This is a genomic window from Aquimarina rhabdastrellae, assembly GCA_947387485.1.
In the GTDB taxonomy this organism is placed as follows: domain Bacteria; phylum Bacteroidota; class Bacteroidia; order Flavobacteriales; family Flavobacteriaceae; genus Aquimarina.
Map to the genome: position 1 here is coordinate 192,507 of CANDNT010000007.1, position 13,340 is coordinate 205,846.

The window sequence follows — 13,340 nt, forward strand, 5'->3', positions numbered from 1 at the left end:
TTGTGTTATTTTTTCTTCTTTAATTTTCTAATATTAGGAGAGCTTACAAACCATAATACAAATCCACTACACACAGTTATTAATCCTAAAAATGAAAATACTCTAAGTGTGATTGTATTAAAGTCATCTCTTCCTTCATAATCCATAGTATGCGTCATCCATAAAAAATCAAACCATCTCCATGAACGATGTCGTACACGTTGAAATTTCCCTTCTTTAATAGACACATATGCAGTAACATTATCTGGATGCTCATATGCTATTTGATATGCTGGTAAAGGCCTTCCTCGATATTCGTGATGCTTATCTACTGTTGTTATCTTCTTTACAGCTTTTACCTTAAGCTCTTCTATCATATATTGAGAAGCTATAGCTAGTGCTTCCTCTTGTGATATCTCTTCTTTTACGATTCCAGTTCTTGCATGAATCAATCTCGTGTCATTTACCCAATAATAAGGTTCTCCAGCAATTGCACGTAACTCTAGCCTCTTTATATCTTCTTGAATTGGAACTACATTTAATTGTTTAAAAGCTGTAGGTTTCACCTCTTTTTTAAAATGATCTCCATGTATATCATCAATATTGGTCCAACTAAAATAAAGTCCGCTTATCGTCCAAAATAAAAACTGAACTCCTAAGAATAATCCTAAATATCGATGTGCTTTACGTATTGCTATTGCTGTCTTTCTTTTTACCATGTCATTGTTTTTGTTCCATACAAGTATACATCATTCTTAGGAGTCCATTTTAGTCATTAGTTATTTTTAATCTACTAGATTTCAAACACCTAATTAATTGTTGTTTTTACTGATCCACATTTTAGCATTTGACTTCCGTAATATGGATTACGTACTTCTTTTGAATCTGATAACCAGTAGCCTCCTTTTCCTTCAAATGCCATAGGACAAAACTGTTTATAAACCTCTCCCGAAGTTATATCTGCCGTAGCTATTATTTTTTCTGTTTCAGCAGTAAGCGTTACAAAAAAGTCTCTTTGTTTCTTGATGTCTTTTGTTAATGCTATCAACTTTGCTGTAGCTTTTAACTCATTAAACCCTCCTTCTTTTTCTAGCATATCGTCTAGTTTTTTTGCTTCTTTTTGCACGTCATTACTCGCTGTATTTACTAATGCTGCTTTAACCGATAAATATTGATTATATACATCATTTATCTTATCATCTGTAAAAACCACAGTACTTTTACTTGCTGTTTTGTTTAAATCATCTTTAACTTCTTTTTTTGTTTCCGTATTAGGTACAGCTTTTACTGGTTTCTTTGCTTTTTCTTCTTTTCCACAAGAAATCATTACACTTATCATTCCTAATACGATTGCTGTTCTTTTTATTGTTTTCATATCTTTCTTTTTAATTCAAATAGTTTATAATTGCTGTTTGTATAAAATAGTTTTGTATTATTTCTACTTTCTTTTTTTCAAATTTTAATCGCATTTGCTGCAATTCCAAAATCTCTTCAAATGCTATTTTCTCTGCCTGATATGCTCCTATAGCAATCTTCTCGGCTTCTTCAATTTGTTGTATATTTTTTTGTTGTGTATCATAATTAATACGTGTAGTAATACGATCATTAATTGCTTTTTCTAATATTTGTCTCAATTTATTTTGAGTAGACGTTCTCTCATAATCAACACGTTCTTGAGCAATCGCTAGAGTCTTATTTTTGGTATTATACTTTTTATTAAAGATTGGTATCGACATAGAAATTTTTGGCATCCAGATATCTTTTCCGTTATCATTAAATACTTGATTAGGGCGTTCTTCTACTACCACATAATCCAATCCAACTCCTATACTAGGTAAGCTTTCTTTTTTGTTTACTCTTTGTTGTTGATTTACTACCTCGTGTATCAAATCATACTTTAGTAATTCTGGATGGTATTCAACTTCTCCTATTGTTAATGTAGGTTCTTCTTCTGGAATTATTAAATTATTAGGTATAACTAGTTGTTCAAATCCATCTCTATTTAATAAAGCGTTAAACTGCAATTCTTCATTAAGAATTGCTCCTTTAAGTTTTTCTATTTCATCTTTTATTTCATTCTCTGTGATATTTATCTTTAGCACATCTATAGCTGTTGCTTTATTATTTTCTAAAGCAGCCAAAACAACTTCTCTTGTTTGCTTTAATATCGTTTTTTGCTGTTCGAGTATATTTTCTTTAGCTTTTAATGCATAAAGTTTATAGTAGCTTTTCTTTATAGCCAAAGTAATTTTACGCTTTGTCACTTCTACTTGGTTTTTCTCCACCTCGCTTATAGCTTTTGCTTCAGAAGCTTTTGCTTGTAATGTTCCAAACCAAGGAAGTTTTTGCTCTGCAGATACTCTTGCTTTTTGTGCCCCAGTACGTGTCTCGGGTTCGCTTACAAAGTATCCTATACCCACCGTAGTATTAGGTAGACTATATGCTGCATCGATAGCTTTTTCTTTTTCTTGATACGTACTTTCTATTGCTTTTAATTCTGGATTATTCTCCATTGCTTCGGCAATATATTCATGCAATGTTTGTGCTTTTGCAATAGTCATTACATTAAATATCAGCAACACAGTAAAAGTGAAACTTCTTCTCATTTTTAGTTCTTTCTTTTAATTTGTATTTCTTCTTTCCAACTAAATAACACAGGAACTACAAATAATGTTATCAATGCCACTAACATTCCTCCAAAACTAGGTATCGCCATAGGAATCATGATATCACTACCTCGCCCTGTTGATGTTAAGATAGGAATAAGAGCCAGAATAGTCGTTGCTGTAGTCATTAAACACGGACGGATTCTTCTCTCTCCCGCTTCTAATACTGCTGCTCTTATTTCTTGAATAGTTTGTGGCTTATTTTTATCAAAATTTTGTTTTAAATACGTTCCCATTACAACTCCATCGTCTGTTGCTATACCAAATAACGCTATAAATCCTACCCAAACGGCTACACTCAAATTGAGATTTTGTATCTGGAATAATTCTCTAAGATTTACACTACCTATAGTGACATCCATAAACCATTCTTGATTATATAATCCTATCATAATAAATCCTCCTGCAAAGGCTACAGCTATTCCTACAAAAATTAGTAATGCTGTAAGTACTGATCTAAACTGCATATAGAGTATTAAGAAAATAATTACCAAAACCAATGGAACCACAAATGATAATGTTTTTTCTGCTCTCACTTGGTTTTCATAAGTTCCTGTAAATTGATAATTGATCCCGTTAGGAATTACTAGCTCATCTGCTTCTATTTTTTGTTTTAAAAATGCAACTGCATTTTCTACCACATCCACTTCTGCATATCCTTCTTGTTTATCAAACAAAACATAACCTACGAGAAAAGCATCTTCACTTTTTATCATTTGCGGTCCTTGCTCATATGATATGGTCACGACTTCGCTTAGCGGAATACTAGTTCCATTAGACAACGGCACATAAATTAAAGCTAAATCTTCTGGATGTGCTCTCAATTCTCTAGGATAACGTACTCTAACTCCATATCGTTCTCTTCCTTCTACAGTTTGAGTTAACATTTTCCCTCCTACTGCAATATCTATTACATCTTGTATTTGCTGAATAGATAGCCCATATCGTGCACTTTTTTCTCGATCAATATCAATTAACACATAAGGTTTTCCTATAATACGATCTGCAAAAACCGCTTCTTTCTTAACTCCATCTACTTGTTTAAGGTACGTTTCTAAGGCTAATCCAAAAGTTTCAATTTCTTTAAGCGATCTTCCTTTTATTTTTATTCCCATAGGAGCACGCATACCTGTTTGTAACATGACCAATCGCGTTTGGATTGGTTGTAATTTTGGCGCTGATGTGATTCCTGGTAATTTTGTACGCTTTACAATTTCATTCCAGATATCATTTGGCGTTTTGATATCCGATCGCCACTGTCTAAAATAAGCTCCTTGATCATCTTTTATCAAATCCGTCATTTTTATATCCTTATACGCTTCGTATGAAGTAGCTTGAGCTATAGGCTTCAATGTATTTCCATTTTTTAATATAAAATTACCTTGATCGTCAATTTTAAATCGTTGCTGTTCTCCTTCTTCATTCAGCATATATTCTGATTTATAATTGATGATATTTTCATACATCGATAATGGTGCTGGATCTAATGCCGAGTTAATTCGTCCTGCTTTACCTACTACAGTTTCAATTTCTGGAATAGTAGCTACAGCCATATCTAGTTGTTGTAAAACTCTCTTGTTCTCTGCAATTCCTGCATGTGGTAGCGATGTAGGCATCAATAAAAAAGATCCTTCGTCTAGCGCTGGCATAAACTCTTTTCCTGTTTGTTTCCAAATCATTATCCCTAATACAATTAAAGTTGCTGGTACACTTAAAAACAGTAATTTATATTGTAACGCCCATCTTAAAATACGGCTATAATAATGTTTAAATCCTAAAAAACCTCCTAATAACCCTAAACATAGAACACTCACAAACAGCACATTCCAAATCATATTTACACCTGCTCCTAATGGTTTCCAGTATATTGCTAGTGTAACGATTATTGTTATTACTGTAATCATTACAATGCCTCGATTTGCTTGAACAGCAGTTATTTTCTGAAGGTTTTTTATCAAGTTAATACCACTCAACCCTATCAATACTATCCCTAAGTAATAGCCCTTACTTATTGCAAAAACTCCGATTAACAATATCACAATTTGTATGCTATTATTAAGTCTACCTTTTATACTTCTCTTTTTGAAAATTACTGCTGCAAATGGCGGAATTAAAAATAAGGTCACTATTACAGATGCTATTAGCGCAAATGTCTTAGTGTATGCCAAAGGTGTAAATAACTTACCTTCTGCTCCTGTAAGTACGAATACTGGAATAAAACTTATGATAGTTGTTAACACCGCTGTTATTATAGCTCCTGAAACTTCTGTAGTAGCTTCATATACTATAGTATTAATGGGTACTTCTTCTTTCCTTTCCTGAAGGTGTTTGATAATATTCTCACACAAAATAACCCCTACATCAACCATTGTTCCTATAGCAATTGCAATTCCTGAAAGGGCAACTATATTGGCATCAATATGTAGCAATTTCATTGCGATAAAAACCATTAATATTGCTATAGGTAGCACTCCTGATATTAATATAGACGCTCTTAAATTATATACCATAAAGACAATAACCAATATAGTTATTAAAACTTCTAATGTAAGTGCTTCTTTTAAAGTCCCTAATGTTTCTTTTATTAATTGGGTACGATCATAAAACGGTACTATTGTAACTTGAGATATGCTACCATCTTTTAGCTCTTTACTTGGTAATCCTCCTGCTATTTTTGCTATTTCTTTCTTAACATTATTAATTACTTCTAGAGGATTTGCTCCATATCTTGCTATGATTACTCCTCCTGCAACTTCGGCTCCTTCTTTGTCTAATATTCCTCTTCGTGTTGCTGGTCCCAAAGTAACTTTGGCGATATCTTTTACTTTTATTGGTGTAAACTCTTTTGACTCAATTACTGTATTCTCTATATCTGCAATGGATTGAATATACCCTAATCCTCTAACATAATATTCTGCCTTGTTTATTTCAAGTGTTTGAGCTCCCGTATCTTTATTACTCTCTTTAATTGCTTTCACCAATGTTCCTAGAGCTATACCATATTGTCGCATTTTCTCTGGATCAACATCGATTTGATATTCTTTTACATATCCTCCTATAGAAGCTACTTCTGAGACTCCACTTGCTGTGGCAAGTGCATATTTAACATCATAATCTTGAATACTACGCAATTCTTCCAGATTCCAACCACCAGTAACATTACCTTGTTTGTCTCTTCCTTCTAGTGTATACCAAAAAATTTGTCCTAAGCCTGTTGCATCTGGTCCTATAGCAGGAGATACTCCTTGAGGTAATAAACCTGTGGGTAATGAATTTAATTTCTCGATGATCCTACTTCTACTCCAGTAAAATTCGACATCTTCTTCAAATATGACATAGATACTAGAAAAACCAAACATAGAAGAACTCCTTATGGTTTTTACACCAGAAATTCCCATCAATGCTGTAGTAAGAGGGTATGTAATTTGGTCTTCTATATCTTGTGGAGATCTACCATCCCATTTTGTAAATACAATTTGTTGATTTTCTCCAATATCTGGAATAGCATCAACTGCTACAGGATTATTCGGTAATATTCCTTTATTCCAATCAAAAGGTGCATGAATTATTCCCCACACCAATATCAATATTGCTATAACTATAGCTATAAGTTTATTTTCGATTAAAAATCGTATACTTTTATTTAACATATCTCATTAAAATATCATGAATATATAATCACACGACCCTATGGTATTTGATCATGTATGTTCACAGAATATTAATGGTAAATCAAATTAAATATACCTCGTCAAGCACTTGTATATCTTTGACGAGTAAAGGTGGTAAGTATAAATTGTATTGTGGTTTGTCTTGTACTTGTGTTGTAAAAAGCGAAAAATAACTATATACAAAACTCTCAAGAAATAATTGTTGTTCTAATTCAAGAGAATCAAAAGTTGGTTTTAATTCATCTTGACCTTCAACAATTATAGTCTCATTTTCACAACATGTTTCTTTCTTAAACTCAAAAGAATTAGAAGTACTATCTTTTGAAGCTATATCCATCCCACAACTTTTTGCTTTGGTCAGAATAGATACATCAACTAGACGTTTGCAACAATAATGCTTATCTACAGTAAATGAAACTGTAGAAAATAATACTACAAAAGCGAGTAACATTGCCATTATTTGTTTTACAAACTTCTTCATAAGTACTACAAATTTACTAAAATATTTATTAGTTATCTTTTATTAACGCTTTTTTATCATTAATCCAAGTTTTATGGTCTTTGCATTTTTTACGTTAATCTATTAGTATTTAAACAATCAAAAAGCTTACAAATAACTTCTTTTTATAAAAGTGTTATATATTTTATCTTTTTCTTAATCTCTTTAATCGATAAACAGATGTATTTAACAAAAATATAGTTTTAACTATATTTAAACTCTTATAGAATTTAGATATTTTTGTCAAAAAAATAGAGATGTCGTTCGAAAAATTAAAACCTGAAGTTGTAACTATTCTTCAAAACGAAGCTATTACTGTTACAGATAGACTACACGGAGTATGTCAATTATTAAGTGATACTATTTCTTATTATGACTGGGTTGGTTTTTACTTCAAAAATGGAGATAAAGAGGAATTAAAACTTCGTACGTATGTAGGCGAAGAAACAGATCATACGATCATCCCTTTTGGTAAAGGAATTTGTGGTCAAGTTGCTGTTTCTAATGAGAATTTTGTTGTACCTGATGTTAAAGCTCAAGATAATTATATTGCATGTAGTATAACTGTAAAAGCAGAAATCGTAGTACCTCTATTTAAAGATGGAGAAAACATAGGTCAAATCGATATTGACTCGAATACACCTGATCCTTTTACAGCAGAAGATGAAAGATTTTTGGAATTTGTTAATCTAGAAGTTGCCAAAATCTTATAAATATTGTTTCTTGGCTTTAGTCTATAACCAATAGCTAAAGTTATCTTATGAAATCAAAAATAGTAGTTACAGGAGGATTAGGGTTTATTGGCTCTCATACTGTAGTTGAATTATTGCAAAACAATTACGAAGTTGTTATTATTGATAATTGCTCTAATTCTTCTGAAGCTGTACTTGATGGTATTTACAATATCACTGGAATACAACCTGTTTTTGAAAAATTAGATCTTAGACAGAAAGAAAAAGTTATTGACTTTTTTAATCGTCATAATGACGTTACAGGTGTTATACATTTTGCAGCATCTAAAGCTGTGGGAGAAAGTGTTGAAAACCCTCTTTTATACTACGAAAATAATCTTAATACGCTTGTTTATACCTTACAGGCATTAGAACATACAGCAAAAGCTAATTTTATATTTAGCTCTTCTTGTACTGTTTATGGAGAAGCAGAAGAGCTTCCTATCACTGAGAATGCGCCAGTAAAACCTGCTATTTCACCTTATGGTAATACTAAACAAATAGGAGAAGAAATTATTAGAGATCTCGCTCAAGTGAAGCCAAATTTCAATGCTATTGCATTACGTTATTTTAATCCTATAGGCGCTCATCAAAGTGCCGAAATTGGAGAATTACCTATAGGAGTTCCGCTTAATCTAGTGCCTTTTATTACACAAACAGCAGCGGGGCTTAGAGATCAATTATCTGTTTTTGGCAATGATTATCCTACTCCTGACGGAACTTGTATTAGAGATTATATCCATGTAGTTGATCTAGCCAAAGCTCATGTAGTAGCTTTAGAACGCTTATTACATAAAAAGAATATCCAAGACTTTGAGCTATTCAATCTTGGTACTGGAGTTGGTAATTCTGTTTTAGAAGTTATTCAATCTTTTGAGAAAGTATCTGATCAAAAACTTAATTACAAAATAGCTCCTAGACGTTCTGGAGATGTTATTTCTGCTTATGCAGATACTACCTTAGCAAATGATGTTTTGGGCTGGAAAACCTCTTATAATCTCGATGAAGCTATAGCTTCTGCCTGGAAATGGGAACAAAAGATTCGTAATAAGAATACTGACTAGGTTTCATTGGATCAATCCAAAAAGTTGTGAGAAAATTATATTTATGAATATTGAATCAAAAATCTCGATTGCTGATTTTAGACCTTATTCAAAGGTTCTATAATTAACAATTCTATTACAAATTAACTTTCTGGTAGACCGATAAAAGAACGTCGAGTAACGAATATCCGAACCTTATATAGTTTTAAAAATAGCCTTCTTTAGGCTACAGTTGTATTTATTATACAGTTTACGTTAGAAGATCTAAATTTTAAACTCAATCCAACTTATCAACTTATCCCTTGTAGCTAATCACTCTTTACCTATAAAAAATACTACAATTAGTCTTGATCTATTTCTTTATCTAATCTCACTATCATCGCTAAGAAATTAAACTTCTTGTTTTATTATAAAAACAAAAAAATGCCCAAGAGATCTTGGGCATTTTTAATTTGAATAAATGGTATTTTCTAGTAGAACTTAGCTCTCTTATCTTCGATTTGAGCTGCGTCTTTTAATGCGTTAAATACTTTGCTATTAACTGCTGCTGCTTGAGCTGCACCAGTTTGATTTGCAAATCCTTTATAAGAATCTAAAGCTGTTGCAGGTGTTTTCTTCGTAACCTCTATCACATACACTCCGTTATTACCTTGAATTGGTTTAGAAACTTTTCCTTCTGCCAATGCAAAAGCAGTTCCAACTACTACAGGCTCAGTTCCAGCTCCTGATATTGTAGGAGTTTTCATATTTAATGCCGAAGCAGTTTTTACAGTTGTAGCTCCAGTTTTTGCAATATCATCTAAAGTTGATCCTGAAATTTTAGCTTTTAAAATAGCCGCCTTCTTTTCTTTTTCCAAAATTGGCTTCACAAGAATTTCTGCATCTTTAACACTCGTTAATCCTTTAGGAGCTTTTGCTGTTACTTGAGCAACAATATACCCATTAGGAATCTCAAAACGCTTAATCTCTCCTTTTTTAGTATCTTCATTAAAAGCCCATTGAACAACTCCTCTTTGCGCTCCTACACCTGGAATATTCTCATCCATCTCTTTCATTTTATTCACTGGTAACACGCTGTAATTCTCAGCTTTTGCAGCTTCTTGAAAGTTAGATTTTCCAGCTTCTATTTGGAATTTAGTAGTTGCTGTAAAAATATCATTAATTGTTTTTTCGCTAGGTTCAATTTTCTTAGCTATTGTAGCTACTTTAATTGCTCTTTGCTCATTTTTTAATTCTGCAATATCAATAATATGGTATCCAAAAGCAGTTTTAACCACTTCCATATCTCCTACTTTGTTTTCAAATACAAAATCGTTAAATGGCTTAACCATTCTTCCTGGAGTAAAGTATCCTAAGTCTCCTCCTTTATCTTTGTTTGAATTATCTGCAGAATATTCTTTTGCGAAATCAGCAAATTTAGTTTTATCAGTTTTTACGATAGTTAAAAGGCTATCTGCTAATTTTTTTGCTTCTTCTTCTGTACGTTTAGTTTCTCCAGCAGTGTTCAATCCTTCCCATGAAATTAAAATATGACTAGCTTTTGCAGAATCCGCCATTTGACGCTCTGCTACTACCTTAGTCACTTTGTAATATTTTCCATCTTTAAATGGTCCATAAGTACTTCCTACAGGTAATGCATAGATCGTATCTGCAGCTACTTTTGGTAATCCATTTTTAAATACAAAATTATCATTGAATTTAATATCTGAATTTGCATTTACAAACGCTGTCACATCTGCTGTTTCTTTTAATCCAGCAACTTTTTCAGTTGTTTTACTTGATGAATTATACTCTTCGTATCCATTTAATAATTTAGCTACATCCGCTTCAGTTGCTTTTTCATCAGCCTCACTTGGATCTTCGTTAAATCTTACATAGCTAATACTTCTTGTTGCTTCTGATTTAAATTGATCTGAGTGTTTTTGGATATATGCTTTAATATCTGCATCTGATACAGTTACTTCGTCTGCTGCAACACTAGAATATGGTAATTGCACATATTTAATATCTACTTTATCATTTTCCATTTTATAAGCCAATTCTCCATCTTTAAGGGTAGCTCCAGAAGCAGCCTTAATCATGTTAAAGTAAATTTGCTCACGTGCTTGTTTTTCGATAGAAGCTTCATAATCTAACCACTGTTGATAAGCTTGTGGTGAAGTCTCTTGAATACTAGCTATATATTCTTGCATTTTTGCTTTGTCAAATACTCCTGCGTCATTTTGAAATGTAGGGTTATTTGCTAAAGCTTCTTCTAACATTTCTCTTACTTGGTCTGCACCAACTTGAATACCTAATTCATTAAACTGCTCTTCAAATACTACTCTTCTTACTTCATCATTCCATACGTAGTTTACAGCTTGAATTGTAGATGTTCCTGCAGAATTTCTAGAAATAGATTCAACTTTACGTGCAAAATCGGCTCTATCTACATCTTCTCCATTAATCGTTGCAATAGTATTTTGTTCTTTTTGTGATGAGAACCCACCACTACGGATTACATCTGCTAATACAAAAGAGAATAGCGCTAAGGCTATGATAATGATTAAGAAAACCGAACGTTGTCTAATTTTATTTAAAACTGCCATTTTTAGTGTTATTTATTCAAATATAGTGGGCGAAAATACCATTTTATTATTTCAATAGCAATTAAAGATTGAAATGTATTGCAAAAGTTTTTTATTAATCTTATAGTATTCTCGTTAATTCATTTTATTTTATACGGATTTACCGTAATTGTTTGTTTTGTTTTAAAACTCCTAATACTATTAATACCTGTGCTAGTCCATATGTACTCATTATCCATAATTCGCCTAACGGAATTGATTTGTAAAACATATTAACCGCCAATAAGCTATCTGATACCATAAAAAACAAAGCTCCAAAAAACACATAATTATAGCTCCTTTTTGATATTCCTTTATTTCTGATAAATGCTGTATTGGCCATTGTTAATATTACCATCATGTATAAAAAAACTGGAATCATCAATTCTTTAAGGTTATTTTTGATCATATAAAAGAGTACTCCTCCATATAATAGAGTTGCTATTAGAAATATGCCACTCTTTTTTACATTTCCTTTCTTTTTTAGAAAAACCAATACGTACATTATATGGGCGATCAAAAATGAAGCTAATCCTCCTATAAAGAACAACTCTCCTTCTTTTTCAAATAACAATAATATATCTCCTATAAGAGATAAAATCAATGCCATATTCATTAATGATTGTGTCCCCTTTTCTAAATGTTGTTTATATGCATTAAAAAAGACAAGTAACGAAATGAGTATAGCTGGTTTAGAAAAATAATGTGCTGCTTTTAATGTTGGTACATTGGCACAAATAAGCTCTACTAGCATTATTAGCCCAAAAAGTATTAAAAATTTATTTTCCTTAGTTTTTGAAAGTGTAGCCATCTATATTGAGTTAGGTTTAGATGGTAAGATATCGCAATTTTTATTGATTTAAAAATTACCAGTATATATTATTCTTGATCTACAATTTGTAAAGTTACCAATTCGATTTTGGTATTTGAGGTTTCTAATATTTTAAGTTTATATGTTCCTACCTCTATTTGATCTCCTTCTTCTGGGATTTCTTCTGTATGATGAACTATCATTCCTCCAAGTGTTTCGTAGTATTCACTTTCTGGAAGTTGTAATCTATAGTTTTCATTAATATAATCTACTTCGACTCTAGCCGAAAATTTATATTCTTTTTCAGATACTCGTTCTTCATGTAAGTCGATAGAATCGTGTTCGTCTTCAATTTCGCCAAAAAGCTCTTCTACAATATCTTCTACAGTCATCATACCGCTAGTTCCTCCATACTCATCGATAACTATAGCTATACTTTTTCTTTTTTTGGTCAACATATTAAGTACATCTTTGACTAGCATTGCTTCTGGAACAAATATCACCGATAACAATATAGAGTTTAGTGTTTTCGGTTTTTTAAACAACTCAAAAGAATGTACGTATCCAATAATATCATCAATAGTTCTATTATAAACTAATATTTTTGACAATCCTGTCTCGACAAAAAGCTTATTGATTTCTTCAAGAGATTGTGATTTTTCTACAGCAATCATTTCTGTTCTAGGAATCATCACTTCTCTTGATTTTACATCAGAGAATTCTAATGCATTTTGAAAAATCTGTATTTCGCTATCTATTTCATCTTCTTTTACAGCTTCCATTTGTTCACTTATATAATCCCCTAATTCTGTTTTAGAAAATGTGAGCTGTACTTTATCTCCTTTGGTTTTGAAAAAATACTTCAATACAAAATCTGAAATTCCTATTACAAACCAAGAGATCGGATAAAAAATAAAATAAAAAAAGTATGCTGGTATAGCCAATATCTTAAGCAAAGAGTTTGCATAAATTTGAAAGAAAACCTTAGGTAAAAACTCTGCTGTAAGTAAAATTACTATAGTAGAGATTACAGTTTGTATTAATAATTGTAATCCTTCTGTAATATGCGGAATCCATATGCTTAAATACTGCATTAATAGCTCCCCCATATACAATCCATAAATAACAAGTGCTATGTTATTACCTATTAACATAGCAGCTATGAATTTTGACGGTTTATGTGTTAACCGCTTAAGTATTCTAGATAAAAAATCGCCTCGTTTCTTTTCTATTTCTATATGAATCTTATTAGAAGATACATATGCTATCTCCATACCCGAAAAAAAGGCCGAACATATTAAAGAAACAATAATAATTACGATTTCTATCTGCAT

The 13,340-nt window shown here is 31.8% G+C and carries 10 protein-coding genes; 2 read left to right on the top strand and 8 right to left on the bottom strand.

Annotated features, from left to right (window positions below):
- Nucleotides 1-5: 5 nt before the first annotated feature.
- From ACYEKI_RS12655 to ACYEKI_RS12675, 5 genes are all read right to left on the bottom strand, one after another.
- Nucleotides 6-725: a PepSY domain-containing protein gene (locus ACYEKI_RS12655; RefSeq protein WP_459211587.1), complete on the bottom strand. Its 720-nt coding sequence runs from the start codon at nt 723-725 to the stop codon at nt 6-8.
- A gap of 62 nt (nt 726-787) precedes the next feature.
- Nucleotides 788-1,354: a DUF3347 domain-containing protein gene (locus tag ACYEKI_RS12660; RefSeq protein ID WP_459211560.1), complete on the bottom strand. Its 567-nt coding sequence runs from the start codon at nt 1,352-1,354 to the stop codon at nt 788-790.
- Nucleotides 1,355-1,364: 10 nt separating this feature from the next.
- Nucleotides 1,365-2,585 carry a TolC family protein gene (locus tag ACYEKI_RS12665; RefSeq protein ID WP_459211561.1) on the bottom strand — a complete coding sequence of 407 codons (1,221 nt, stop codon included), beginning with the start codon at nt 2,583-2,585 and terminating at the stop codon, nt 1,365-1,367.
- Nucleotides 2,586-2,587: 2 nt separating this feature from the next.
- Nucleotides 2,588-6,295, bottom strand: a complete 3,708-nt coding sequence (locus tag ACYEKI_RS12670) for an efflux RND transporter permease subunit (RefSeq protein WP_459211562.1) — start codon at nt 6,293-6,295, stop codon at nt 2,588-2,590.
- A gap of 82 nt (nt 6,296-6,377) precedes the next feature.
- A complete protein-coding gene (locus tag ACYEKI_RS12675; protein WP_459211563.1) occupies nt 6,378-6,797 on the bottom strand; it encodes an HYC_CC_PP family protein in 420 nt (139 codons plus the stop codon).
- Between the two features lie 275 nt (nt 6,798-7,072).
- On the opposite strand from ACYEKI_RS12675, the gene ACYEKI_RS12680 reads away from it, so the two are divergent.
- Together ACYEKI_RS12680 and galE are read left to right on the top strand one after the other, a co-directional pair.
- A complete protein-coding gene (locus tag ACYEKI_RS12680) occupies nt 7,073-7,528 on the top strand; it encodes a GAF domain-containing protein (protein WP_459211564.1) in 456 nt (151 codons plus the stop codon).
- Nucleotides 7,529-7,575: 47 nt separating this feature from the next.
- Entirely contained in the window at nt 7,576-8,610 is a 1,035-nt protein-coding gene (gene galE / locus ACYEKI_RS12685) for a UDP-glucose 4-epimerase GalE (protein WP_459211565.1), read from the top strand.
- 449 nt (nt 8,611-9,059) lie between these two features.
- On the opposite strand, the gene ACYEKI_RS12690 is transcribed toward galE, so the two are convergent.
- The 3 genes from ACYEKI_RS12690 to ACYEKI_RS12700 form a co-directional block, all read right to left on the bottom strand.
- Complete coding sequence (locus ACYEKI_RS12690; protein WP_459211566.1) at nt 9,060-11,177, bottom strand: peptidylprolyl isomerase; 2,118 nt, start codon at nt 11,175-11,177, stop codon at nt 9,060-9,062.
- 139 nt (nt 11,178-11,316) lie between these two features.
- The gene (locus ACYEKI_RS12695) at nt 11,317-12,006 is read right to left on the bottom strand and encodes a lysoplasmalogenase (RefSeq protein ID WP_459211567.1); all 690 of its coding nucleotides are present in this window, start codon (nt 12,004-12,006) and stop codon (nt 11,317-11,319) included.
- Between the two features lie 68 nt (nt 12,007-12,074).
- Nucleotides 12,075-13,340: a hemolysin family protein gene (locus ACYEKI_RS12700; protein ID WP_459211568.1), complete on the bottom strand. Its 1,266-nt coding sequence runs from the start codon at nt 13,338-13,340 to the stop codon at nt 12,075-12,077.